We start from the raw sequence: 26,210 nt of genomic DNA on the forward strand, positions 1-26,210 counted from the left end.
GACCTTGAGCAGGTCTCTTTTGCTAGATAATGTCCTTTTAAGCCAACAAATATCGTTATTTGATGTGGATATTGTTGTCTCTCCGGTCATACATATCAGGGGTTGTGTGCAACCCGCCAGCGTATCCCGCCGCTTCTAAGGTCTCTCTCACTTCTCGAACGTATTCCGGTGTAACAGGGTCGTGCCTGTCTCCTAGGTTTTTACGTACAAAGGTGATGAGTTCTGCCAAACTCTGGTCTGAGAGTACCTCTTCAAAACTGGCCATTGGCATGAAGTTTCTATCTTTATCGAGATAGGTTGGTTGTAGGCCTCGAACCGTTACTGCAACAGTATTAAACGGATCGCTGTGCATGATGATCCCGTTGTTTAGCAGAGTAGGGGCAATTGGGTCTCGGCCTTTACCATCATCACCGTGACAAGCTCCACAAGTTTGACGGTAGGTCGTGTAGATATCAGACTGATACGCTGCTTCATCAAAACCTTTCGGCTGCAAAGGAACTGCGTCAGGTGAAATCATATTGTGGGTGTCACCTTGTAACAGGTAATACGACATTGATTCGATATCTTCCCGCGTCATTAAGCTCAAGCTATTTTTTACCACGTCAGCCATGCCAGCAAAAGCGGTGCCTTTGTCTGAGTGACCAGTGTTCAAGAAGTCCGTTAACGTCTTTTCATCCCATCCATCGATATAGAGCTCGTTAGCAGTAATATCTGGAGCGTTCCAACCATCAATTAAGTTGCCTTGGAATATACGTTCAGGTATCAAGGCTTGAGCGATATTTCTTGGGGTGTGACACTCAGAGCAGTGCCCGAGCCCAGCCACCCAGTATTTGCCCTGTTGCCACTTCTCGACGTCTTCCACACTCTCTTTAAGTTCTTGTGGCACTTGATAGTCGATTGGGTCTGTGTCCATAAAGACAATGTTCCAGCCTAACAGTCCCAGTCTGATGTTGGATGGGAATATCATGCTGTTATCGTCATTTCGACGAGAAACCGCAGGGATTGACTGCATATATTCCCAAAGGTCTATCATGTCTTGGTCAGTGAGGTATTGATAGGAAGTGTAGGGCATTGCTGGATAGAGGTAGCCCTCTTTACCTTTACCCTTGACCAATGCATCCCTAAAGTCATCAAAATCATATCGACCGATGCCTTCACTGGCGTGAGGAGTGATATTGGTCGAGTAAACAGTACCAAACGGAGTCACAAACGGCAGGCCGCCTGCAAAGGGTTCCCCACCTTCTGCACTATGACAAGCAACACAGTCTCCGGCATGAGCAAGGTATTCACCACGTTCAACCGAGTCCGCTTTTAAGGCAGCAAGTCTTTCTACTTCGGTATGTTCTGAATGACGGATGTAAGCGCCCAGAGCAAGAATCTCGTTTGCTGTAAGTTGCCCTTCAAAGGCTGGCATCAAGTTGTTGAGGCCGTAATTGATTGTGTGTTGTATCTCTTCGATACTGCCGCCGTGCAGCCAAATACTGTCTGAGAGATCTGGTACACCAATAGTAGGATTAGCAACAGTGCCATCAGCATGACAGGAAGCGCAGTTTTGTATGAAAAGGCTCTTGCCCAGTTCGACTTTGACCTCTGGCACATCGGTGTGACGCTGATTGAGAGAGGCCAGATAGTAAGACATTTTAGATATCTCATCAGGTCTCAGAATCTCATTCCAACCCGGCATCGCGCCGTTTCTGCCTTTGGCGATAGAGTGGATAATGGCATTGTCGTCACCACCGTATAACCACTCTTGATCAATGAGATTGGGGAAATGTTTCTGACCTTGAGCATTGTCTCTGTGGCATGCTGCGCAATGGGTTTGAAACAGAATTTGGCCACTGGCAACAATTTCAGGTACCAAAGCTAAGATGTTGAGATCGGTTTGAGTCTGCATTGCCATTTGCTCGTCCAGCGAGGTAGACGGGGAACTCAATCTGTCATCGCTCTGTTGCCAATCAACTAGACCTCTCCATTCCCCCATACCGGGGTACAGCACGAGGTAACCAGCAGAAATAACAAAAGCGATGGCGTAACTAACAAATAACAACTTAGGTGGAGGCGCGTCTTTCTCTTCAATGTTATCAAAAGTACCGACGGTATGGTCTTGGTCGGCTTTATGGTTACTGCGCCAATATTTAACAACCACAGAAACCATTAAAACAAAGAAGACTAGGGTGCAAATGATCGCCCACCAGTTCCAGAATGTACTCATGGCGACACCTCCTGTGCTGTATCTTGCCCGAGGCTTTGTAAGTAACGAATGAGCGCTTCTGCTTTGGTTTTACCTCTTACTTGTAGCCTCGCTTCGCTGATCTCACTATCTGTGTATGGCACACCGAGAGTTCGCAGCGTTTTCATCTTGTCCCCAATGTCATCACCTGAAAGCGTTTGTTCAAACAGCCAAGGATATGCAGGCATGATTGAAGTGGGTACGACTTGTCTAGGATTGATGAGATGGATAACGTGCCACTGGTCAGAATATTTTCGACCTAGGTTAGTAAGATCTGGTCCAGTACGTTTTGAGCCCCAAAGGTTTGGGAATTCGTAGATGTCGTCAGCTTCTTGGTTCGCACGACCGTTGCGCTTTACCTCGGGAGCGAGTGGGCGAACCATCTGTGTATGACATACATGGCACCCTTCGCTGATGTAGATATCACGGCCAGCTAGCTCCAGTGCAGTGAAGGGCTTAGCTAAGCTTCCTTCGGCTATATCTGCGGTGCGCACAATATTAGGGACAACCCATACCAATAGTGAGAAGGAGGCGACGACGACCGTTGTGATAATCAGGATCCAAACCGATTGAGTGAAGTCTTTACTCATAATCTATGCCTCCTTTGCTATAAGCGCGATCGGCATGCGAACAGTTTTGTAGAGGTTGACGGCCATCAATAGCAGACCCAACACAAACAGAGCTCCACCAAAGAAACGCAGGAACAACCACGGAGCCTTGAAGTCCATAGCTTGTACGAAGCTGTAAACTAATTCGCCGTTGTCGTTTTGTGTTAGCCACATGTAGCCTTCGCCGATACCTGCGACCCACAGTGCAATGGCGTAAAGAGCAACCCCAGCATGCGCGAGCCAAAAATGCCATTTAAGTAGCCTTGGTGACCACAGTTCGGTTTTATTCCACAGTCGAGGAATGAAGTAGTAGAAGACCGCAATGCCTGACATTCCGACCCAACCTAGTGCGCCTGAGTGAACGTGCCCGATAACCCATTCGGTATTGTGAGCGAGCATGTTAAACCAGCGAATCGCAAGTAGAGGGCCTTCGAATGTCGCTAAGCAGTAGTAGAGAATGGCAGAAAAGAAGAACAACAGGATGTAGTCGTTTTTGAGTTTCTCTTTGTTCTGAAGCAGTGTCATTGCGCTGTTGAACGCACCCGCCCACGAAGGAAGCCAAAGAATCAATGACATCACAATGCCGATGTTTTGTACCCAAACAGGAACAGAGGAGTAAATCAAATGGTGGGTTCCTGCCCAAGTATAGAAACCGACTAAGCCCCAAAAGTGGATCACGGATAGACGGTATGAGTAAATCGGACGGTCAGCGGCTTTGGGGATGAAGTAGTAGTTCATGCCGATGATCCCAGCTGTAAGCAGGAAGCCAACTGCATTATGGCCCCACCACCATTGGACGATAGCGTCTTGAGCGCCAGCAAATACCGAGTATGACTTCATTGCTGAAACAGGCATAGCAAGATTGTTGATGATAAAGATCATCGCGATAACGATAATGAATGCCGCAAAGAACCAGTTAGCAACAAAAATATGTCCTACCTTGCGTTTGGCTATCGTGCCAAAGAAGAGAACGGCGTAAAGAACCCAAACAAAAACAATTAACAAGTCGATTGGCCACTCTAGTTCAGCGTACTCTTTAGAAGTGGTGTAGCCCGCTGGGAGTGAAATCAAGGCAAGTAATAGAACGAGCTGCCATCCCCAGAACACCATCCACGCCAAGCTTTTGTTGAAGAGTTGGCAATGTCCGGTTCGCTGCGCAATGTAGAGCGAAGTCCCCATAAGGATATTAACGACGAATCCGTAGATAACGCCGGAGGTGTGAAGCGGGCGCAGGCGGCCGAATTGAAAGTACTGAGAGTCGAAATTTAGGATGGGCCAGTAGAGCTGCGCAGCGAGAATCACCCCGATTAACATTCCTAAAATGGCCCAGACGAAAGATGCCAGAATGAAGTACTTAACCACCTTCACACTGTATTGCGTTGTCACGTTATCCATAACAAGCTCCTGTAAAGGTTACTTTTCGTTGCCGAGTTGCGAGTAGAAGTAGGAGATATCCTCAATGTCTTGGTCAGAAAGAGCATCAGCTTGTTGCTGCATTAAAACGGCAAGTCCACTGGTACGCTCGCGAGTTTGATAGTCTTTAAGCGATGAAATTAGATACCCCATTTTTTGACCGCGTAGATTTGGGTAGGGCTCTTGAGTTGAGATGCCGTCTTCGCCATGGCAGGTCATGCATACCTTGGCTTTTTGTTTGCCTATCTCGAATTGCTCATCGCTGCTTGAAGCATGCGCGGAGGAAAAGAGAGCAGTTGTGACAACCAGAGAGGTGAATAGTGTCTTCGGATTCCATCGATCTTGAATTAAGCTCATCACTGTTTCCTTAGAAGTGTGAAGATACATTGCTAAGTGGCCAATTCTCAGCTGCCAAGCAGCACAATCGCGTTGTTATGTGCATTTAGGTCTGATAAATGCGAACTTTAAAGGCTACTGCGCAACTATGTAGATGCGCTAAATGGAAAGGTTTTCTTTTTGTTGTCTCTGTAATACGTAAAGTCTGCAGGTTTCGGATTAGTTCAACTGAAAGAAAAACAACAGAAAGCGAAGTTAGAATTGAGTTGCGGCTGGGTTCGTATCAAGTATGATCAGAACTTTGCTCTTTGAGAGCACGTTATGAGTCAACCTATTTGTGAGCCTGACATGCCGCTAGAACACCAATCCTCGACCTTTGAAACGATTGTAAATACACGACGTTCAGTTAGAAAATACGATGCGAACGCAGAGTTTAACCATGATGATGTTGTGACAGCACTAGAGTTAACGACTTTGGCACCAAATAGCAGCAATATGCAGATGTGGGAGTTTCATCGTGTTATCTCTTCCGACAAACGTGAAAAGCTTGCTGAATATTGCATGGGCCAGAACGCGGCTAAAACGGCGAATGAGCTTGTCGTGTTTGTCGCGACAACACACAACTGGCAAGAGCGTGCGCAGCGTAACGCTCAAAAAGTACGTGAGGCATTTCAAGGTCGTGAAGACGCCGCAGCAAAGCGCGCTCTCAAATATTACGAAACCTTGATTCCAATGGTTTACAACAACGACGCTTTCGGGATTCGAGGTGTTTTCCGCAAGGCCTATAGCTGGTGGCTTGGTCGCAACAAACCTATGGTGAGAGAAGTCAGTAAAACCGATGTTCGAGTTTGCTTACACAAAAGTGTTTCCCTCGCCGCAATGACTTTTATGTATGCAATGCGTGAAAAAGGGTACGACACGTGCCCGATGGAAGGCTTCGATTCGAAACGAGTGAAAGCTCTGCTCGGCTTACGTGACAGTGACCAGATCACTATGATTGTGAGTTGTGGTGTCCGAACGGATGAGGGCATCTACGGTGATCGTCAAAGAGTCGAGATGGACACTGTGATAAAAAGTCACTAACACTTCAATGATGAAAACCCTACCCTATGTGGTAGGTTTTTTTCTATCGTGAGCTCTGGCTTTCATCCACCCTCGATTCTCAATTCCTTGTCGTGATTTTCCATTCCTTGTCTTATTACGGTTGACGTCATCGTAACAAACAGACACTCTTAATATGCTTATAATCCAGTTGCTTATCTAACGGTTCGAACCTAAGGAACGACTATGCCAAACCTGTTTTCAGAGATACCCAAAGACATTCCAAATGAGATATTTGAGGATATTGTCTCTACCGAGAGTATTCGCATTGAACGTATCGTTTCGAAAGGGCAAAGTTCACCAGAAACGGGTTGGTATGACCAAGATGAACATGAATGGGTATTGGTGTTGAGTGGACAAGGGGTTATCGGTTTTGAAAATGGTTCAGAAGTGACTTTGAACTCGGGTGATTACATCAACATCAAAGCACACCAGAAGCACAAGGTTGTGCGCACGGCCGCTGATGAAGCCACTGTTTGGCTCGCTGTTTTCTATCGCTAGGTGATGTGACTGAAATAAGATGGAGTAGAGGTAACAGTATGTTTATTAAATTTAACGTGTATGGGCAAAAAATGTCGGTACAACGCAAGGGCGACGAATGGCTACTATTTAAAGAATCTGATACTTCCATGCGATCAAGAGTATACGACGTTGTGATTCCATCTGATCTTCAAGAGCAAGAGTTGAGAACTTACCTTGCTGATATTTACCATGAGTTCGCAAGATCAGAGTTCCCTGATGTTGTAGAGATTTAACCGAAACAAATGTTCAGAAAAGGCATTCTGATGATTATTCGAGAGTATCAACCCGAAGATGCAACGCATTTGTGGGACCTGTTTTTTAATACCGTGAGAAACGTAAACATCCGACACTACAGTCAGGCTCAGGTTGAAGCGTGGGCACCTTCTGAGTTTTCAATGGAGGTTTGGAAAAACAAGATGGATAAAATCCGTCCCTTTGTTGTTGAACTGGAAGGCGTCGTTGTTGGGTATACAGACTTGCAAGAGAGCGGGTTGATAGACCATTTCTTTTGTCATCATGAATATCAAGGACGAGGCGTCGGCCGACAACTCATGTCACACGTATTGGACTTAGCAAGACAAAAGGGATTAAAAAGGGTCTTTTCTGAAGTAAGCATCACAGCGCGTCCTTTTTACGAGCACTTTGGATTCTCTGTAGTGAATGAACAGACTATCGAAGTCCGTGGGCAAACCATGAATAATTTTGTGATGGAAAAGCTATTAGACTAGATATTTTCAGTCTGGAATTGACGCATTTTCAGTAAATCTACGGTTGTTGCTGACAGGTCAGCTTGATAATTTTCCGGTTAGCAAAACCATTAACTTAATGGAACCTTTGAGTAAGGATCATAATGGGTTTAGAAGCCTTGTCCTTTGCCGTCGATGTACTCATTACAACTTGTTGTATGTACATTGCTTCGAAAATGTCTTTCGTATCTGCGGATTTTAAGTCCTTAGCGCTGATTGCTTTTATCGTCTCAATCATTGCACTTATTCCAAGTGTTGGAGGCGTATTGAGCTTAATCTCATTTGTCTTCTTACTGACTAAAGCAACTCATTCATCCGTTGGTGATTGTGTTTGGGTTGTACTCTTCACTAAGGTCATTTCATTGTTGTTTGTTCTGTTGATTGGTAGCGCGTTTTATTAGTGTTTTGGCACTTTTGTAATATCGACTTCGCCGCTTCTCAGGAACTTACCATGATAGACGCTCACCTTTATGACCAGATTAATTGGCCGTGTGACCTCTCCAAGATTGTGATTGAAAAACTCAAGCAAATCGCTGTACTTAAACAGGGGATTGATGCGCTAGAAATCACGAAACGTTATCAGAATGTTCCAGGGGTCTATTACATCTTAAGCGGCTCTGCTGGACTCTGTTTTTCGACACAAAATATGCATCACATGTCTGGTGGTGTCATTGGTAGAGGGGATTGGATAGGGGCATTAGCGGTTTACAAGGAATATCAACTGTTCGCGGTTGCTGAGGAGGTCAATCCTCTCTCTATGATCTTCTTTCCTCGAAAAAAGGTTCGTGATTTGGCGGAAAAAGTGCCTGAAGTCTACAAGTGGTTGCTACATTGTGCGACGCAAAGCTACTCGGTGTGGATGCAAGCGTACTTGACCTCGATTCATGAAAAGGAACAGAAAACCGTTTATGTGCTGTTAGAGCTTGCCGCGAGACAAAACACGGACGTCAATGATGTGGCAAGAATCGATGTTTCCCAAAGCCAGCTGAGTTCGATTACTGGAATCTCACGCCCACGCTTGAATGAAGTCTTAAAAAACCTAGAGAAAAAGCAAGGAATTAAGACGCATCGAGGCAGGGTGGTGATCTCTGATTTCGATGTTCTTTACCACTGCATTTCGCCGATGAACCTGATGTTGAGAGACCCCTCTGACAGGTTAGTGCCACAATTATCCGGCGAATAACACATAATTAATTTTTATATCAGTAAATGCTGTTTTATGTTCTTTTCGGAACATACTAGCCACCAAGTTTTCTATAAATTTAGAGCCGAATACAGAAATTATAAATCAGTGATAAGTAACAGGAAGCTTAAATGAAGATGTCAGTGTTGGAATACAAAATCTGTGGTATCGGTGTATGGATAAAGGCGACGGTGTCACAACGTTGCGCTTACATGCTCGCGTTAGAGTACGAACGATTGGGGTGGCCAACAAGGATTGATGGTGAAGTTAGAGATGTATAGAAAATAGAAAAGCTGGTGTCAAACCAGCTTTTCTATTTTGAAGCTTTTTTATTTGGAATTTTTTCTATTGTGAACCTTGGCCAAGTGCACTTTTGAACATCGCGCACTTGTTATAGCTACTTATTCACAAACTCTTTGAAGCGTTGCTTCGTCGCGTCATCGGCTTTTTCATACCAGAAATACAGCATCTCTTCCGTAGTATTGTCTGACGCTTTTACATTCGCTGGTAGTGTTACAGGCTGAACAGGGGTATTTGCCGCTGCCGCATTAATCGTTGCTGCCGAAGCTGTTGCGCTAGCCAATGCTGCGACACCACCTTGCTTATTGTAGTTTGCAGCTTCTGTTGGGTAGTTTCGCCCAATCTGCATGCCTTTTTTCACTAACGTGTCTTCTTTGATCTCAACTGTTTGCTGGTCTGAATCAACAAGACTCCATTGAAGATCTTTCATGCCTTCTTTTGCAGCGCTGATATTGCGGTACTTAGGCATATTGAATGTCAGTGTGGTGCTACTCGCATCAAAGGTCGCGATGATGGTGTCACTGTCGATGAATTCACGGTCGTTACCTTGATCAAAGGCTACCTGATATTGGAATACAATTTGGTTCTGACCATCTGGCAGAGTCATGGTTTTATGAGATGAGAAAAGTCCGCCATCTAAGTCTGGTTTACTTTCGTTAACCGCTAAGATGTCCACACTTGAAGGGACTTTGATTTCAACGTCTGCATAAGCGAAAGGTGCCGCTACCAATGCAGTGATTAAGGCAATCTTTTGTGTCGTTTTCATAATCGGGCAAGTTGTTTGGAAAGAAGGAATTACAATCTCACGCACGCGCGTCGAGTTCAAGCGATGTCTATGAAATTAAGGATATTTTGCGGAATCTTAACGTAACTGAAATAAACAGTGATGAGTGACCGAACAGCTAGTCACTCATTTTAACGATTATTCTAAATAGAAGTAACCGTTGTCCTTCTTACAAATCGGGATCTCCATGTTACCCACGAAGTCACCATCAACATAGCAAGGGACATACGGCGTCGCTAAGGAAGAAGCGAACGTCATGGCAGGTGCAAGTGCAAAGAGAGCAATAATTATGTATTTCATCTTGTGTCCTTAAGTCTGAAGTACAATTTGCGCTGAGGATTAGCCTCTGCATGAGCTTTAAAAATAGTACAAATGATATAATTGTCAATTTGTGATATTGCTCGCTCACCATTGCCGAAATTTAGTCTACCTCTTTGTTCTTTTTGAGTTTTCTGACTGTCCAAGAACATATCGATATTCATAAAACATCAATATAACTTTGGCTTAGAGTTAACCCGTTTTTAATTGTTGTTGATATTTATCGATGAGTCGTTTTGCTTGGTGACTATTAACCGTTAAACGGTTGATTATCTTTTGCAACAGCTCTGCTGGGGGCATGTTCTCGTCATTCAAATCAAGTTCAACCTCTTCAATAAGCATTAATATTTCGGACATATCGAATCGTAATGAAACCTCTTTAATCGTCTGAATGATGGGGCTAATTTCATCGGGTTGGGAATGCGTAAACACTTCGATCAGTGCATCAATCTGAACGTCAAATTCAGCTTTCAGTGATTGCAAATATTCAATCTTCTCTTGATGAGAAAGATGCTCAGGAGACAGCAGATTACTGGTAGAAAGTTCTTCTTCAGTCATCGGCAGCTTGTCTGTTGGATAGCGTGTTAAACGAGTGACGTTGCAGGGAATTCCCGTGTTACAATCTTGTGTGCGGTTGTCTCGATTATCTTGAAATAGTTGTTCAAATTGCTCGATTGCGTTTTGCAGGCTGTTTTTTTGGAGAGGTTTAGTCAGTACAAAGTTAGCGCCACACTCAATAAACTCATCATGAGCTTCTTTAAATACATCGGCAGTGCAAGCAAATATGGCCGTCTTTAGTTTCAGCTCTTGCCTAATGTTTCGAATGGCTTCTATACCGCTCATGTGAGGCATATGATTGTCCATGATGATTAGGTCATATGATTGCTTCTTGAGCTTGTCTAAGGCTTGAAGCCCATCGTAAGCATTGTCTACCTTGAGGTTGAGCGACTCACAGAACTTCTTGATCACCATGGCGTTAATTTTATTGTCTTCGACAAGCAATACAGTGAAGTTGCTGAGAGCAATACCGTGTGACTCAACGGTTTTTTGCTCAGTCTGTTGTTCTAATTGTTTTAGCTCAAATGGAATGCTGACGACAAACTGTGTTCCGACGTTGAGCTGACTCGATACTGAAATGTTTCCACCCATCAACTCGACTAACTGTTTCACGATAGATAGCCCAAGTCCTGTACCTCCAAATTTACGAGTTGTTGAGAGTTCAGCTTGCTCAAAAGCACTGAAGATTCCTTCTATCTTATCTTCAGCAATACCAATACCGGTATCTGTAACCCGCATTTGGACCGTGGCTGGTGATGTATCTTGCATATTGAATTCGAGTTCAACTTGTCCTTTTTCGGTAAATTTAACCGCATTACCCGCCAAGTTAAACAGTATCTGCCGAGTTCTCGCTTGGTCTCCAACTAATTGGATGTTTTGTGGCACGTTGTTTTTGATGATGAGTTTAATGCCTTTGTCTTCCGCGAGAGAGGTAAGTGTTTTGTCTAAGTGAACGGTGAGATCGGGAATTGAGAATGGGCTGCTTTCAAGCTCCATTTTGCCTTGCTCTACTTTAGAGAAGTCGAGAATGTCGTTCAAAATAGTGACCAGGTGTTGACCAGAATCGATGATGACTTGCGCTTGTTTACGCGTGTTTTGTTCTTTCGAATCTTCACGAATGATTTGCGCGATACCTAATACACCATTCATCGGAGTACGTAACTCATGACTCATGGTTGCGAGGAATAAAGATTTGGCGTTGTTGGCTTTCTCCGCATTGTCTGCCGCTATTTGATAAGCGACCGCGTTCGCTTTCAGTTCATAATAACGCCATATCGCGATGGTAATGCAAAGTGCGAAGAACAGTATAACAAGTGCTGTTGTGATGCTGGCAATGAGTCGATTAAGGTAATCTTGTAAGTCGATAAAGCCATGTTCGATCTGGTCGAGATAAGTAATATGTTCTGGAGATAATGCCTTTGAAATTAACTGCCTATGTTGTTGCTCAATCTCTTTAAAAGTTATGGCAAGCCTTAGTGTTTCCTCGGTTATCAATGGAGAAGTCGCAGAATCCAATGCTTGTTGGTTTATATAACTAGAATCATCATTAAGAGATTGCTCTAAAGCAGAGATGTTCGAGAGCAAAGTACCGTAGATCTGGTTTTGTGGCTCGTTCGTTGAGGAGCTGACCAGCAAATCAGTGAGAGATTGAAGGATGAACTGACGCATTACTGTATGGCCCACAATATGGTCGAGGTGGTCTACAGTTTCCATGGAACGAAAGTAGAAGCTATCCAATAAGGCTTGGGTTTCCAGTTCTTTAAATAAGAATGCGTGTATCTCTGTGTTAGCGTATGTTTGGTGAAGTTGCTGCAGATCTTTTTCTAACTGCACTAGGCTCGCAGAGATCTCATAAGGATTGGAAATCCCATTTATCATACTGCCAGCGATGGTGTCTCTTTTTTCTAGTACTTTATGGCCGAGCTCGCGAGTAGCCTCCCCATAATTGATGACTTTTCCGTATTCAGAGTACGCTAAAGTGATGTAACCGATTAGGCCTACAAACATAGACGCAAAAAACAGTGAGAGTAGTTTGAATTTATTCATTTTCGAACACCTCTAAAATGTGAGGGCGTTGTCCGGTTAGGGTTTCTAGGAAGCTTTTTAATTGCGCTATGGTTTCATCTTCAAATGTTTTTCCAAGTTGACTTTCCCCCATGATTTTAATCGCTTCATCGAGTGAATCGGTTTGACCATCATGGAAGTACGGAGCTGTGATAGCGACGTTCCGTAAGCTCGCGACTCGGAATAGGTGCCTATCAATCTCTTTACCAGTAAACATATATCGGCCTTGGTCGTGGCTTCGCTCTTGCCCAGTTTTGGTCAATCCAAAGTAACCAAATCGCATCACCATTCCGCCGCCGATGTTGGTGCCTTGATGACAACGAATACAGCCCTCATCCTGAAAGGTCTGCCAACCTTGCTTGGCGTTTTCACCAATCGCATTTTCATCGCCTTTTAGGTATCTGTCGAAAGGGGAGTTAGGCGTTGTGAGGGCGTTCATGAACTCAACCAAACTTAATTTGATAGACTGTTCATTGATCTCTAAACCCAGTTCAGAGAACAACAACTCATATTGCTCAGATTGAGACACGTAGTTTGTAATGAGAGCCCAGTTAGAGTCCATTTCTGCTGTGTTATGCACTGGACCATCAATTTGAGAGTTCAACGTGTTAACTCGACCATCCCAGAAGAATCGATAGTTGTAAGCGGTGTTAAACACCGTTAGAGAGTTACGCATCCCAGCCCCGTTTACACCAATTGAAATGGGAATCACCTCGGCACCGTTGGTTTGAAGGTGGTGACAACTTTCACAACTGATACTGCGGTTTGAAGATAAGTTGCGATCTTTAAATAGCATCCAACCCACCTTGGCAAGCGGTTGGTTCACGATAAGATTCGTTGGTATAGGAGTGATTCTATGTTGTGAGAGCGCGTTATTGTGCTCAATATTGGAAGGTGAGTGACCGTCTTTAATTGTCAGTTGAGTTTTTTCTAGATGATGATATTCATTGTGCTGATGTCTATCGTGAGAAACCGCGCTCGTGTGGTTAGGTCGAATGAGCGCGTCGTAGACAAGAACGACGACCGACATAGTAACAATAACGCCGAGTCCAACGAGATACGGTATTTTCATAACATTAGTTCCATCTAATGAACGATAAATAACACGGCGTAGTTGTTGGGTAAATCAGCTGAGTAAGTGGTTTCGCATAATTCGCTCGGCTTTCAAATGATCTCATCAAATAATCTCAACGTACAAGCCTTGTTAAACTTTTATAAATTTAGTTTCATATTGTAATGCTTGCAAGGATGCTCTTCTTTTAATAACTCAGACTGTTTGTGAGACCAAAAATGAAAAACCGCGAGAACAGAGTCCTCACGGTTTTTTGTTGTTCACTCTACTTGAGAGTAAAGCTTATTGTGCTTGCTTCGCCGCAGCTTCAAGCTGTTGTAGTCGACCTTGTAGCGAGTAAGCAGCTTGGTTGAAGTTACCTGGGTTCAATACTTGGCTCTGCTGCATTGGGTAATCAGGTAGGGTAGCCATGAACTCTTGAACTTGTCCGCCTACTGGTACGAATAGCCACATGTTGTCTGCCATCCAACGTAGGTACATGCCAGACTCGTGAGGTGCTTTTTCGAACGGGTCAGCACGTAGATGTACTACTTGAGGCCAGTTTGGTTGGAAGCGAACCGCATCAACAATGTTACCGTCCATTACCGCGAACGAAATCTTAAAGTCGTTCCAACGAACAGCGTTAAGCTCACCGTTTGCAGAGAAGTACAGTAGGCTGTCACGTGGGCCTTGCTCTTCTTTACCTTCGAAGTAAGGTAGGAAGTTGTAGCCGTCTAAGTGAACGCGCCAGTTCTTACCGTTGTAACGAGCACCGTCGTCAGACGCCAATTTCTCTACAACTTTATCATCACCAGCTGCTGCTAGAAGCGTTGGAATCCAGTCTTGGTGTGCCATGATGTCGTTGATCTTAGTACCCGGTTCAATCACACCAGGCCAGCGAACAAGTTGTGGTACACGCATACCGCCTTCGTAAGTTGTGCCTTTCTCACCGTGGAAGTAAGTTGCGCCGCCGTCAGGCCAAGATACTGTCTCTGCACCGTTATCTGTTGAGTAGATAACAATGGTGTTGTCTGCGATTTTCAGTTCGTCCAGCTTGTCTAGAAGCACACCAACGTGGTCATCGTGCTCTAACATACCGTCAGCGTAGATGCTGATACCTGATTTACCTTGGTACTTCTCTTGTAGACGAGTCCAAACGTGCATACGTGTAGTGTTGTGCCAGATGAAGAATGGTTTGTCAGCCTTCACAGCTTTTTCCATAAACGCCAGAGATTCTTCTAGGAACTCTTCATCCGCATGCTCCATACGCTTACGCGTCATTGGGCCTGTGTCTTCGATCTTACCGTCAGCCGTAGACTTGATAACACCACGAGGGCCGAAGTTCTTACGAAACTCAGGATCTTTAGGGTAGTAGTACGTTTCTGGCTCTTCTTCTGCATTCAGGTGGTACAAGTTACCGAAGAACTGGTCAAAGCCGTGGTTAGTTGGTAGGTGCTTGTCTTGGTCACCCATGTGGTTCTTACCGAACTGAGCCGTCATGTAGCCTTGTTCTTTCAGTAAGTCTGCAATCGTTGGAGCCCAGTCTGGAATACCGTGGTCAGAACCTGGCATACCGATAGTAAGCAGCCCCGTACGGAACGGTTCTTGACCTGTTAAGAATGCAGCACGACCCGCAGTACATGATTGCTGACCGTAGTGGTCAGTAAACAGTGCACCTTCATTAGCGATACGGTCAATGTTTGGTGTTTCGTAACCCATCATACCGTTGTTGTATGCACTGATGTTAAACACACCAATGTCATCACCCCAGATCGCAAGAATGTTAGGCTTTTCTGCAGCGGTCACTGCTGAAGAAGCTGCTAATAAGCCAACACCTAATGCTAGTTTATTAATTTTAGTACCCATAAGGACTCCGATTTACTTTTAAAAATAATGCGTTAAGTCAACACATCGATGAGCAAACATTAATCTCAAAAATCGGTTCTGTCCTTTTATAGTAGTTATAACCATTCGTTATGTGGTTTATTTAAGTCTATGATTTTAAAAAATTTTACTGTCTTTGTTTTAGGTTGACTTACGCAGGTTGTGTGATCTCTATCATGAAGTAGAACGTATATAGGCGAGTTTTTTAACGGTGGTATTCGATAAGAAATGACAAATTAATTAATAGCTTACCCAATCTCGCTATTGCTTAAATATTGAACTATATGTTGAAGGGCAGGACGCAAACAACTAAAGAAGAGGTTTTTATGACAGCGAAATATGGTGTCAAACGTCGGCTAGCGATATTGGGTTCCGCGTTGCTAGCTGCAACATCAACGATGGCGGCTGAAAAGCCCAACATCTTAGTCATCTGGGGTGACGATATTGGTCAAGCCAACGTCAGCGCCTACACTTTTGGTCTTATGGGCTATAAAACGCCAAACATAGACAGTATTGCAAAAGAGGGCATGATGTTTACCGATTATTACGGTGAGCAATCTTGTACCGCAGGTCGCTCTACGTTCATTACGGGCCAAAGTGTTCTTCGAACCGGTCTGAGTAAAGTAGGCCTACCAGGGGCTGACATCGGCTTGCAAGCTGAAGACGCAACCATTGCAGAGCTGCTAAAACCAATGGGGTATATGACAGGTCAGTTTGGTAAAAATCACCTCGGTGATAAAGACGAATTCCTTCCAACAGCACACGGGTTTGACGAATTTTTTGGCAACCTTTACCACCTGAATGCTGAAGAAGAGCCAGAGAATGTAGATTACCCTAAAGATCCTGAGTTCCGTAAGAAATTCGGCCCTCGTGGTGTCATCAAATCTTTTGCAGATGGGAAAATTGAGGATACCGGTCCGTTGACGCGTAAGCGTATGGAAACCGTTGATGAAGAAACGTTAGACGCGGCACTAGACTTTATGGATCGCGCTGTTAAGGCAGAAAAACCTTTCTTCGTTTGGTGGAATGCAACGCGCATGCACTTTAGAACGCATGTCAAAGAGCAGCAGCTCGGAGAGACTGGCATCAGTTTCTACGCGGATGCGATGGTAGAGCATGATAACCACGTCGGTGTTCTACTCAAGAAAGTGGACGATCTTGGAATCAAAGACAACACGATTGTTTTCTATTCCACGGATAATGGTCCTCACATGAATACTTGGCCTGATGCAGGTTTAACACCGTTCCGAAGTGAGAAGAATACGAACTGGGAAGGCGCATACCGTGTACCAGCAATGGTTCGTTGGCCGGGCAAAATTGAAGCGGGTAGCGTATCGAATGAAATCATGCACCACATGGACTGGATGCCAACGTTCTTAGCAGCTGCAGGTGATGACCAAATCAAAGACAAGCTTTTGAAGGGGCATACTGCAGGCGACAAAACGTTTAAAGTTCACCTTGATGGTTACAACTTCCTACCGTATTTAACGGGTGAAGAGGACAAAGGTCGTCGTGCTGAGATTTTCTACTTCACTGATGATGGTGACCTAGCAGCACTTCGCTACAATAACTGGAAAGCTGTGTTCATGGAGCAACGTGCAACCGGTACGCTACAAATCTGGGCGGAACCGTTTGTACCATTACGTGTGCCTAAGTTGTTTAACTTAAGAATGGACCCGTACGAGACGGCAGATAGAACGTCGAACTCGTATTATGATTGGTTGATTGACCACGCGTATATGTTCGTTCCAGCTCAGGCGTACGTGGGTAAATTCCTCGAAACATTTAAGGAATATCCACCAAGACAAAAAGCGGCGAGTTTCAGCTTGGATCAGGTAATGGAAAAGCTCCAAGATACTCCAGCTAAATAACATCTCACTTAAAGAGGCTCAGATGAGCCTCTTTTCTTTTTATTTTCTGCTTAATTCCTCATTAATTCTTTGTATAAAAAGGGAAATTTCACCTATGTTTGTATAAGCATGGATGTATTTCAACGTAACAAGGAAGGTTATGGCTGCTAAATGGTTTATTCGGAAGTTAGCATTATCGGCACTATTCGTTGGTTTCAGTTTTCTCTCTCAGGCTCAGCCAGTTACATCGGGTTCAGCCAATCCAAATGCCACATTCGTTGGCAGTGAAGCCTGTATAGACTGCCATAAGAATGAAGTTGCGGCATGGCAAGGTTCACATCACGATATGGCAATGAAACATGCAGATAAAACGTCTGTTTTGGGCGACTTTGATGATGTTCGTGTCATGCATGAGGGAAAAGAAAATCGTTTTTTTCAAAAGGAGAAGGAATACTGGGTCAATATCGAAGGGCCTGATGGTCAGTTTCATGATTATAAAATCAGCTACACCTTCGCTTTCGAACCACTTCAGCAATACATGGTGGAGTTTGATGATGGTCGAGTGCAGTTGATTCCTTTCGCTTGGGATTCCCGAACTAGTGAAGCAGGGGGCCAACGCTGGTTCCATCTTTACCCTAATACCACTAATACTGATGAGTTTTACTGGACCAACAGTGGGCAGAATTGGAACTTTATGTGTGCTGATTGCCACTCAACCAACTTACAAAAAAACTACGACGCAGAGCAGAATCGTTACCAAACCACTTGGTCAGAAATTAATGTTGGCTGTGAGGCTTGTCATGGGCCTGCAAGTGACCATATTGACATGGCGAACAAATCAGAAAGTGGGGAAGCGCAATCAATCGGTGTTTCTTTTGATGCTGCCAGTCATTACGGTTTTGACCGGGACCTATCGCAAGCGGTTAAAGAGTGGGTATATCAAGAAGGGAATACGACGCTTCAACCGAAAGATATTATTCATACCAATCAAGTGCAGACCTGCGCGCAGTGCCACAGCCGCCGCACACAACTCAATGAATCGGGTGACCATGTTAAGGGCTCTTTCTTTGATAAATACCGATTAAGCCTGATTTCACCTGAACTCTACTACCATGATGGCCAAATTTACGATGAAGACTATGTTTACGGCTCGTTCTTACAATCAGCAATGGCTGAGAAAGGTGTGACTTGTACCAACTGTCATGATCCTCACACAGCTCAATTAAAGATCGCCGAAGAAGCGGTATGTAGCCAATGTCATATCGCCTCCGAGTACACCCCTGAAAAACACACTTTCCACCAAGCTGGGACAGAAGCATCGCAATGTACAACTTGCCATATGCCAGAAACAACCTACATGCAGGTAGACCCGCGACGCGACCACAGTTGGCATGTACCGCGCCCTGATATCAGCCAGCATATTGATACGCCGAACGTGTGTACAAGCTGTCACGAAGATAAAACCGACCAATGGGCAGATGCTCAGATCGGTAAATGGTTCCCAGAGTCCAAGTATCGTAACCAACAACATTTTGCCGTGGCTTTTTATGCCGATGCGATAGGGCATCGAGGTGCAGTGGATGCTCTAGCGTATTCATCGCAAGACTCTAGCCTAAGTAACATTATCCGTGCTTCGAGCCTTGAGCGTATGGCTGGTAATACGGGTCAAAATACGCTGATTTCATTAGCAAGAGCAATTAAGCATGACAACGAGATGATTCGTTTGGGCGCTGTTGCGGGCTCTTCAGGCTACGAGTTCAGTGACCGTTGGCAGATACTTGAACCATTATTGACTGATTCAGTACTCTCGGTACGAAGTGAAGCTGCAGGAGCTTTAGTTGGTTATTGGAGAGAAATGAACCCGCTGCAGAAAGACCTTATTAAGCCGGCCTTGTCAGAGTACATAGAGATACAAGAGTTTAATGCGGACAGGGGCTTTGGACGCACTAACTTGGGTAATGTTTATCGAGATCTTGGCCAGTACGATAAGGCAATTGAATATTACCAAGGAGCAATAAAAATAGAGCCTTATTTTGAGAACAGCTACGCTAACTTGGCGGATCTCTATCGTGCTATGGGGGATGAAACTAAAGCGATGGCGACGCTGAAGCAAGGTATTGATGCACAGCCAAAATCGAGTGTATTGCCTTACAGCGCTGGGTTAGCAGCACTAAGAGGAAAGGACTATGATCAGGCGAGAGCATACCTTAAGCAAGCTGCGGAAATGGGCGATACCAATCCGCAGTACTGGTATGTCTATGGTCTATCATTAGAGCAGGTTGATGTGCTCGCGAGTGCCAGAGCGTTACAGCGTGCTTACGCAGCGAGTCGTAATCCACAGCACCTCTATGCAGAATGCGAAATTCTGGCACGTAACTCAGCGCAATCGGGAGTGAAACCAGCGTTCGATCGTTGTGTTCAGCAGCTAGAGAAAATCGCACCGCCAGATGCCGTTAATCAACTGAAAAGAATGATCAAATGATAGCCTTCTAACGGAATAAGACAGAACGACCATTGTGAGAAAAGTAGCTATTGCCTTTATAACCAATAGTTATAGCGCTTGTGAGTAGGATGTACACAGCATATCGAATTGATAAGGATGACCTATGAACCACGCACAGCAAGCGATAAATCGACTCATAGAACAAACTGAAAAAAGTGTCATCGGCCAGAGCTACGTTGTTAGAGCTCTGGTCATCGGTCTACTCACCAATGGACATGTTTTGTTAGAGGGTTTACCAGGAACAGCAAAAACACGCTCAGTGAAGTCTCTGTCGAATTTACTTAACGCGAGCTTTGGTCGTATTCAATTTACACCTGATCTCCTGCCTTCGGATGTGACAGGTACAGAGGTCTACCAAGAGGTCGAAGGTAAACCTCAATTACATTTTCAAGCCGGTCCTATCTTTAATAGCATTGTTTTGGCAGACGAAGTGAACCGTGCGCCCGCGAAAGTACAAGCGGCGTTACTTGAAGCGATGGCAGAAGGTACGATTACTGTTGGTGGTCAAACCCATGTATTGCCTGAATTGTTCATGGTGTTAGCAACCCAAAACCCAGTAGAGCAAGAAGGCACATACCCGTTACCTGAAGCGCAAATGGACCGTTTCATTATGAAAGTCACGGTTGATTACCCTGAAGATGCCGCTGAGCGTGACATCATTCGATTAGTAAGAAGTGAAGAGCTAGGGAGTGAAACCAGTTCAGAACTGATTACCCCCCAACATATTGAACCTGAACTTGTCATAGAAGCGCGCCGTCAATTACCAGATATCGCTGTCTCTGAACTTGTTGAAGATTATATCGTTGCTCTCGTTATGGCGACGCGAAAGCCTGAGCGTTACAGCGAGTCAAATCTACCAAAATGGTTAGAGATTGGAGCAAGTCCGCGCGCGTCAATTGCTCTTGATAAATGTGCAAGAGCCTATGCATGGCTACAAGGGCGTGACCACGTCACAATTGATGATGTGCGAGCTATGGTTCCAACTGTGTTAGGGCATCGTTTTTCTCTATCTTATGATGCGTTGGCCGATGGTGTTGACCACCAACGAGTGATCGAAGAGTTGCTTGACGCAGTAGAGATTGGTTAAACGGGAGGCGTTATGGCTAAGCCAACTCAAGCGCCACAGTCACAAGGGCTAGATCCTCGGCTGTACTGCGATTATGCAAAGCTCGTTCGGTTACAGGCTCAAGCCGAGTCGTTTACTTTATTGCCACACTTGAAGGCCGGCAGTGTGCTGTCTGGTCGTCATAATTCCTTGTTTCGTGGTCGCGGTCTTAACTTTGAAGAGTTAAGGCATTACCAATTAGGCGACGACATTCGAAATCTGGATTGGAAAGTAACGATGCGTACCGGTAAGCCACATGTTCGTAGCTATACCGAAGAGAAAGACCGTAATGTTATGATTTGTGTCGACCAACGCAGTTCAATGTTTTTTGCTTCTCAATCCGTTATGAAATCGGTGGTTGCTGCGGAGCTTGCGGCAATCTGTGGTTGGCGAGTGCTTAAAGACGGCGACCGCGTTGGCTACCTGATCGCATCACATCAAGCGCTATTTCACAGTAAGGCGCAACGTTCCCAAAATGATCTGCTTTCCCAATTAAAGCATCTGGTTAAGGCTAACCAGAGTCTAGATGTGGCTTCACATGATAATAACGATGTGACGTTCAGTCGTTGGATTGAGCGAATTAAACGCATGGGGCTTAAGCAATCTACTCTTATTTTTATTAGTGATTGGCGTGATTGTGAAGAGCATCATCTCGATCGTTTGCAACAGCTGCAACAGCATAATGATGTTCTGGCAATTATGGTCAGTGACCCTCTAGAACAAGCACTTCCACATACACTCGCGGACGCAAAGTGGGTGGTAGGCGATGGTCGATACCAGCTCAACCTAGACAGCCAAAGCAAAGTGTCAGCGGCGAGCGAAAGCTTGGCACAAAAAGCTGCGCTTCAGAAGCAGTCATTAGCTAAGTTAATGGCGATTAAGCATCTGCCGTATATCGAAGTAGATACCTCGGGGCAACACGTGTCTCAATTCCAAAAGCTGGTGGGAGGTCGCTAATGTCAGTCGAACATGCCCCACCTAGTACTTATATACTGCGTGATATTCAAGATGTCGTGGTACCTGACAGCGTCAGTTGGCTACCTCAAACGATAGGCTGGAAGGTTCTAGGTGTCGCGCTAATCATAGCGTTTGCATACGCCGCTTATCGCTACGCTTGTTATCGTTGGAATAACCGCTATCGTCAAGAAGCGTTAGACGTGCTTGATCAGTTAGATCCTTCTGATAAAGGCTCAGCTAAGCGTGCTTTTGAAGTGCTGAAATCGGTCCTTCGATATCTGAATGCTCGTCATGCGAGTATTCATGGTGAACGTGCATTAGCTACACTTGATGGCTACTTGCCGAAGAAAGCATCCACTATTTTTCAGGACAGCGCTTCTAAAATCTGGATCGACAGCTTAGTTAATCCGAGCATTTATCTGACATTTGAGCAACGTGTGGAGATCATCGAGAAGGCGACCACATGGGTGAAATTGCACCAATACAGAGGTTCAGAGAATCCTCAGGAGACGCCACGTGGTTGAACTAATTTCACCTAGTTTTGAATTTGAACATCCACTTTGGTTAGTGATACTTCCGCTACCGTTTCTTGTCTACTTTGCTGTTCCTGCGTATCGAACAAAGCAGATGGCGATTAAAGTTCCTTTCTTTCGAGACCTGGTTGATGCCATTGGTGAGACACCGTCTGAGGGCGCTAGTCAGTTAACACCTAGCTGGTGGCAGCGAGTTACTCTAATTGTTACTTGGATCTTGGTCGTTTGCGCGTTGGCGAAACCGACCATTCTTGGAGAGCCGCAAACTCGCGAACAGTTCGGTCGTGACGTTATGGTGGTTGTCGATCTATCTGGCTCTATGGCGGAGGAGGACTTTACCTCGAAAGCCGGAGAAAGAATCTCGCGTCTTGATGCAACCAAAGAGGTGCTATCCGATTTTGCGAAGACGCGAGAAGGCGACCGCCTAGGGTTGATCTTGTTTGGTGATGCTGCGTTCGTTCAAACGCCATTTACTGCAGACCAAAGCGTGTGGCTAGAACTGCTTAACCAGACGGATGTTGCTATGGCAGGGCAGAGTACTCATTTGGGCGATGCGATTGGCCTTGCAATTAAAGTTTTCGAACAGAGCCATAGTCAACGAGATGCTTTGAGTGACCAAATACCTGATCAGGAAAGAGAAAAAGTGGTGATCGTACTGACGGATGGCAATGACACAGGCAGTTTCGTTGAGCCAATTGATGCCGCTAAGGTGGCTAAAGCTAAAGGTGTGCGTATCCATGTCATCGCAATGGGCGACCCACAAACCGTTGGTGAAGTGGCTTTGGATATGGAAACCATTCGTCGTATAGCTGAGGAGTCGGGAGGCAGCGCATTTGAAGCGTTGAATCGAGTCGAACTACAAAAGGCTTATGCGGAAATCGGTGAACTAGAACCTCAGCTCTATGAGAGCACGACTTATCGTCCGAAACAGACGATTCATCATTACTTAATGGCAATCGTGGTTATTATGTATTTGACCGCCTTCAGCGCTGCGACTATTCGTCGTCGAAGTCTCTTAAGAAAAGCGAAACAACCTTTGGTTCAGGAGCAAAAACAAGGAGAACAGAATGTTTGATTCTCTCGTTTTGCAACAAGTGTTTACTCAATTTCATTTTATTCGCCCATTGTGGCTGCTCGCCTTCATTCCAATGTTCTTCTTGCTTTGGTTGCGTTGGCGTGAAGAGACAAAGCCTAGCTGGAAAGATGTGCTGCCTGAGCATCTGCGTTACGCTCTCACCATCGGAGAACGAGGCTGGCGTAAACAGTTGCCACTGAAGCTATTAATGGTGATCGTCGCCATTGCGATAATGATTTGTGCAGGTCCAACATGGCAAAGAGAGGCCTCGCCTTTTGGTGAAGATAAGGCCTCTATGTTGGTTGTGTTAGATAACAGCGAGACCATGCTTCTCAAAGACCTGCCTCCTAGTCGCTTGGAGCGTTCAAAGCAGAAGATTCGTGATTTACTGGCCGCGCGTAATGGCGGTAATACTGGGTTAGTTGTTTACTCAGGCAGTGCACATGCTGCAATGCCAGTGACGCAAGATAGTAAAGTATTCGAGCCCTTCTTAGCCGCGATTACACCAGAGATTATGCCAGTAGCAGGAAAAATTGCGGAAACAGCCCTGCCTCTCATTGATCAACAATTAAATAGTGAACCAGGTTCGACAGTGCTGCTGGTAACTGATGGTGTCAATCCAGCAACCATTAAAGCATACGAAACGTTTTTTAACGACAAACCTTATCAACTGTTGATCCTCGCTGCAGGAAACCGCGACATTGTGAGTGATAACCCAGTGGACCTAAGTGCATTGAATGATCTGGCGAGTGCGACGGGAGGGCGAGTTATTGAAGTCACGGTCGATGACGCCGACATTCAAGCACTAAACCGTGCGGTTGAACGAAATATGCAGCTTAATGGTGAATCAGCAATGCCGTGGAAAGACATGGGCTATGGGTTACTGTTTCCTATTGCTCTCATTATGTTGTTATGGTTCCGAAAGGGTTGGTTAGTGCAATGGTGTGTGGTTGGTGTACTGGTGACAGGTTCCGTCTACTCTAACCCGACGATGGCTGAACCTGTTAAGTTGACGGCGGAAAAACCAGTTCAAATTGAAGAAGTCACAGCTTGGGACAAAGCCTCTCAATGGTGGTGGGATTTATGGTTAACACCCGACCAGCAAGGGCAACGTCTACTTAATCAGCAAGAGTACCTTGAGGCGGCGAAGCATTTTCAAGATCCACTTCGCAAAGGTGTCGCTTACTACTATGCCCGTGAGTTCAAGCTTGCTCATAGCGCTTTCTTACAAACCAAGACAGATTTAGGTGTCTATTACTCAGCGACAGCGCTAGCGCGTCAGAGAGAATACTTAGCCGCTCGTGACTTATTGAAATCACTTTTGGAGAAACCAGATCTTGATAACGAGCTTGCCGAAAAGGTTGAGCACAACCTCGCAGTATTCAACGGTATTGTTGAAGAGGTAAATCGCATGAGTGAAAGCCAAGCAGGCACGACCGATGGGCCTGAAGAGTCATTTGAACTTGATGAAGATAAACCAAGAACCGGTGATGGTGCAGAAGAAGAAACGGTTGCAGAACTGATGCTCAAAGAGACCCTGAACGCCAATGAAATACTTGGTAGCCAAGAGCTGTCTGATAAATGGTTGAAAAGAGTCGAGGCGGATCCGAAGTACTTCCTAAAAGCTAAGTTTCAGATCCAGTTACGAGAGCCACAAATCGATGTAGAGCAGGAGAGCAATAATGAATAAATCTCTGCGTCATAGAATGAAAAGCGCGTTAAAAAACTGCCCCGGTCTATTAGTTATTACTGCTGTTTTGATTATGAGTATGACATCTCAATCGGTTTTAGCTAACGACATTAATGACCTGTACAAAGCAGGAAAGGTAGAGTTAATTGCTTGGGTAGGAAAGCAACCGACAACATCCGACGAGAGTGAACCCAAGAAGGAAATACCGACTTTCAGTGTTAATGAGCAGGTTGTATTAACGATTGAAGTTGCGACGCCACGCTGGTTCACTGGCGGTACACGTATTGGTAACGTAGAAATGGCGGACGTTATTGCAAAGCAAAGGAATACACTCGCCACTAACTACACGGCACGTAAAAATGGGGAAACGTGGTCAAGACAGCGTTGGGAAATCACCTTGTACCCGCAAAAGAGCGGAGACTATGTGATACCGCGTCTGCCAGTTCGTCTGCAAGTATCCGCGGACGATGGCGAGAAAGTGAGTGGAACGCTATATACCCAACCGATCAAATTCAAAACACAGTTACCCTCGGGTTTACTCACCGATGACACTCCTTGGTTTAGTGCGACCAGTGTTGATGTTGAGCAGCAGTGGCAACAATCTAATGAGAATTTAAAGGTTGGTGATGCGATCACTCGAACCGTTACTATCAAGGCACAAGACAGCTTATCGGTACTGCTGCCTAACTTGTTAGAGAACGAATCTACAGCTCAATACCAGGCATACCCTCAACCGCATAAATTAGATGATACGCAAGAGCGTGGGGATTACCGCTCAGAGCGAATTGAAGAGTCGGTGTATGTTATCCAACAAGGTGGTGATTTCACGCTACCTGAGTTGACCTTTCAGTGGTGGAATACTAAAGACGAACGATTAGAAACGGTTGTATTGGAGTCTACGTCATTTAGCGCGAAGCACACTCTAAAGTCATTTGTTAAAGCGTACTCAACAGCCATGATTGTCGCTGCTTTGTTTATTGCGATTGTAGTGATAATAGTGTTAGCGGGGAGGCGTTATTATCAGACACGTCCGACTCCAAGGTGGTTGGCATTCCGCCGAGTTGTAAAAGCGGGCAATTGGCCGAAGATTCGCGGATTTGTTTATCGAGAGCTCAGAAGTAAATCGTCACTGCTGGAGCTTGATAAGTGTGCGGATACTGAAGATTGGTCAGAGACAAATTTTGCATTTCAAAAAGGCAGCCAAGAGACTCACATTTTGCAGCGCGTTTGGAAGGTGGTGATTGAAACCCACAACCATAATGATCCGAACATTAGCCAAAGCCCGCTACCTTGGTGGCGAAAATATTTTCCTAAAGCCTTACCTGATTTGGACCGTAAATCTCGATAGCGTGTGCCGTATCGCGGTGTTATGCCACTGAATCAACTAGGATTATAAAAG

At 45.1% G+C, this 26,210-nt stretch carries 24 protein-coding genes; 15 read left to right on the top strand and 9 right to left on the bottom strand.

Annotated elements, in window-relative coordinates; translation table 11 throughout:
* Positions 1 to 55: 55 nt before the first annotated feature.
* From VFDL14_RS06300 to VFDL14_RS06285, 4 genes are read right to left on the bottom strand one after another with little or no spacing between them, the layout of a single operon-like run.
* Positions 56 to 2,212 carry a c-type cytochrome gene (locus VFDL14_RS06300; RefSeq protein WP_032552407.1) on the bottom strand — a complete coding sequence of 719 codons (2,157 nt, stop codon included), beginning with the start codon at positions 2,210 to 2,212 and terminating at the stop codon, positions 56 to 58.
* Complete coding sequence (gene ccoO, locus VFDL14_RS06295) at positions 2,209 to 2,823, bottom strand: cytochrome-c oxidase, cbb3-type subunit II (RefSeq protein WP_200870303.1); 615 nt, start codon at positions 2,821 to 2,823, stop codon at positions 2,209 to 2,211. The genes VFDL14_RS06300 and ccoO overlap by 4 nt, the downstream gene beginning before the upstream one ends.
* Positions 2,824 to 4,233: a cytochrome-c oxidase, cbb3-type subunit I gene (gene ccoN / locus VFDL14_RS06290; protein WP_032552410.1), complete on the bottom strand. Its 1,410-nt coding sequence runs from the start codon at positions 4,231 to 4,233 to the stop codon at positions 2,824 to 2,826.
* An 18-nt stretch (positions 4,234 to 4,251) separates the two neighbouring features.
* On the bottom strand, positions 4,252 to 4,608 hold the full coding sequence (locus tag VFDL14_RS06285) for a c-type cytochrome (RefSeq protein ID WP_032552412.1): 357 nt from the start codon (positions 4,606 to 4,608) through the stop codon (positions 4,252 to 4,254).
* A gap of 300 nt (positions 4,609 to 4,908) precedes the next feature.
* Here VFDL14_RS06285 and VFDL14_RS06280 point away from each other — a divergent pair, with 300 nt between their 5' ends.
* The 7 genes from VFDL14_RS06280 to VFDL14_RS24750 all read left to right on the top strand — a co-directional run bounded on the left by VFDL14_RS06280 (position 4,909) and on the right by VFDL14_RS24750 (position 8,420).
* A complete protein-coding gene (locus VFDL14_RS06280; protein WP_419177371.1) occupies positions 4,909 to 5,670 on the top strand; it encodes a nitroreductase family protein in 762 nt (253 codons plus the stop codon).
* Positions 5,671 to 5,874: 204 nt separating this feature from the next.
* A complete protein-coding gene (locus tag VFDL14_RS06275; RefSeq protein WP_032552413.1) occupies positions 5,875 to 6,189 on the top strand; it encodes a cupin domain-containing protein in 315 nt (104 codons plus the stop codon).
* A 38-nt stretch (positions 6,190 to 6,227) separates the two neighbouring features.
* Positions 6,228 to 6,443, top strand: a complete 216-nt coding sequence (locus VFDL14_RS06270; protein WP_032552414.1) for a DUF7661 family protein — start codon at positions 6,228 to 6,230, stop codon at positions 6,441 to 6,443.
* Between the two features lie 27 nt (positions 6,444 to 6,470).
* Positions 6,471 to 6,938, top strand: coding sequence for a GNAT family N-acetyltransferase (locus VFDL14_RS06265; protein ID WP_032552919.1), 468 nt, complete (start codon positions 6,471 to 6,473; stop codon positions 6,936 to 6,938).
* Between the two features lie 122 nt (positions 6,939 to 7,060).
* On the top strand, positions 7,061 to 7,357 hold the full coding sequence (locus VFDL14_RS06260; RefSeq protein WP_032552415.1) for a hypothetical protein: 297 nt from the start codon (positions 7,061 to 7,063) through the stop codon (positions 7,355 to 7,357).
* Positions 7,358 to 7,407: 50 nt separating this feature from the next.
* Positions 7,408 to 8,139, top strand: coding sequence for a Crp/Fnr family transcriptional regulator (locus VFDL14_RS06255; RefSeq protein WP_032552417.1), 732 nt, complete (start codon positions 7,408 to 7,410; stop codon positions 8,137 to 8,139).
* A 131-nt stretch (positions 8,140 to 8,270) separates the two neighbouring features.
* Entirely contained in the window at positions 8,271 to 8,420 is a 150-nt protein-coding gene (locus VFDL14_RS24750; RefSeq protein WP_167332354.1) for a hypothetical protein, read from the top strand.
* A 116-nt stretch (positions 8,421 to 8,536) separates the two neighbouring features.
* Here VFDL14_RS24750 and VFDL14_RS06250 read toward each other — a convergent pair whose 3' ends face one another.
* The 5 genes from VFDL14_RS06250 to VFDL14_RS06230 all read right to left on the bottom strand — a co-directional run bounded on the left by VFDL14_RS06250 (position 8,537) and on the right by VFDL14_RS06230 (position 15,080).
* Positions 8,537 to 9,205 carry a DUF2057 family protein gene (locus tag VFDL14_RS06250; RefSeq protein ID WP_032552920.1) on the bottom strand — a complete coding sequence of 223 codons (669 nt, stop codon included), beginning with the start codon at positions 9,203 to 9,205 and terminating at the stop codon, positions 8,537 to 8,539.
* Between the two features lie 156 nt (positions 9,206 to 9,361).
* A complete protein-coding gene (locus VFDL14_RS24575; protein WP_160168797.1) occupies positions 9,362 to 9,523 on the bottom strand; it encodes a hypothetical protein in 162 nt (53 codons plus the stop codon).
* A 210-nt stretch (positions 9,524 to 9,733) separates the two neighbouring features.
* A complete protein-coding gene (locus VFDL14_RS06240; protein ID WP_032552419.1) occupies positions 9,734 to 12,145 on the bottom strand; it encodes a hybrid sensor histidine kinase/response regulator in 2,412 nt (803 codons plus the stop codon).
* Positions 12,138 to 13,235, bottom strand: a complete 1,098-nt coding sequence (locus VFDL14_RS06235) for a cytochrome-c peroxidase (protein WP_032552420.1) — start codon at positions 13,233 to 13,235, stop codon at positions 12,138 to 12,140. The genes VFDL14_RS06240 and VFDL14_RS06235 overlap by 8 nt, the downstream gene beginning before the upstream one ends.
* Positions 13,236 to 13,517: 282 nt before the next feature.
* Positions 13,518 to 15,080, bottom strand: coding sequence for an arylsulfatase (locus tag VFDL14_RS06230; RefSeq protein WP_032552422.1), 1,563 nt, complete (start codon positions 15,078 to 15,080; stop codon positions 13,518 to 13,520).
* Between the two features lie 344 nt (positions 15,081 to 15,424).
* On the opposite strand from VFDL14_RS06230, the gene VFDL14_RS06225 reads away from it, so the two are divergent.
* The 8 genes from VFDL14_RS06225 to VFDL14_RS06190 all read left to right on the top strand — a co-directional run bounded on the left by VFDL14_RS06225 (position 15,425) and on the right by VFDL14_RS06190 (position 26,159).
* Complete coding sequence (locus tag VFDL14_RS06225) at positions 15,425 to 16,969, top strand: arylsulfatase (RefSeq protein ID WP_032552423.1); 1,545 nt, start codon at positions 15,425 to 15,427, stop codon at positions 16,967 to 16,969.
* 139 nt (positions 16,970 to 17,108) lie between these two features.
* Positions 17,109 to 19,430 carry a tetratricopeptide repeat protein gene (locus VFDL14_RS06220; protein WP_152549268.1) on the top strand — a complete coding sequence of 774 codons (2,322 nt, stop codon included), beginning with the start codon at positions 17,109 to 17,111 and terminating at the stop codon, positions 19,428 to 19,430.
* A gap of 124 nt (positions 19,431 to 19,554) precedes the next feature.
* Positions 19,555 to 20,538 carry an AAA family ATPase gene (locus tag VFDL14_RS06215; RefSeq protein WP_032552424.1) on the top strand — a complete coding sequence of 328 codons (984 nt, stop codon included), beginning with the start codon at positions 19,555 to 19,557 and terminating at the stop codon, positions 20,536 to 20,538.
* A 12-nt stretch (positions 20,539 to 20,550) separates the two neighbouring features.
* On the top strand, positions 20,551 to 21,513 hold the full coding sequence (locus tag VFDL14_RS06210; protein ID WP_032552425.1) for a DUF58 domain-containing protein: 963 nt from the start codon (positions 20,551 to 20,553) through the stop codon (positions 21,511 to 21,513).
* The gene (locus tag VFDL14_RS06205) at positions 21,513 to 22,037 is read left to right on the top strand and encodes a DUF4381 domain-containing protein (RefSeq protein ID WP_032552426.1); all 525 of its coding nucleotides are present in this window, start codon (positions 21,513 to 21,515) and stop codon (positions 22,035 to 22,037) included. Before VFDL14_RS06210 ends, VFDL14_RS06205 begins: the two co-directional genes overlap by 1 nt.
* A complete protein-coding gene (locus VFDL14_RS06200) occupies positions 22,030 to 23,121 on the top strand; it encodes a vWA domain-containing protein (RefSeq protein ID WP_032552427.1) in 1,092 nt (363 codons plus the stop codon). Before VFDL14_RS06205 ends, VFDL14_RS06200 begins: the two co-directional genes overlap by 8 nt.
* Positions 23,114 to 24,811, top strand: a complete 1,698-nt coding sequence (locus VFDL14_RS06195; protein WP_032552428.1) for a VWA domain-containing protein — start codon at positions 23,114 to 23,116, stop codon at positions 24,809 to 24,811. The genes VFDL14_RS06200 and VFDL14_RS06195 overlap by 8 nt, the downstream gene beginning before the upstream one ends.
* Positions 24,804 to 26,159: a BatD family protein gene (locus VFDL14_RS06190; protein WP_032552429.1), complete on the top strand. Its 1,356-nt coding sequence runs from the start codon at positions 24,804 to 24,806 to the stop codon at positions 26,157 to 26,159. The genes VFDL14_RS06195 and VFDL14_RS06190 overlap by 8 nt, the downstream gene beginning before the upstream one ends.
* The last annotated feature ends 51 nt before the right edge of the window (positions 26,160 to 26,210 follow it).

The organism is Vibrio fortis (genome assembly GCF_000695685.1).
Taxonomy (GTDB): Bacteria; Pseudomonadota; Gammaproteobacteria; order Enterobacterales; family Vibrionaceae; genus Vibrio; species Vibrio fortis_A.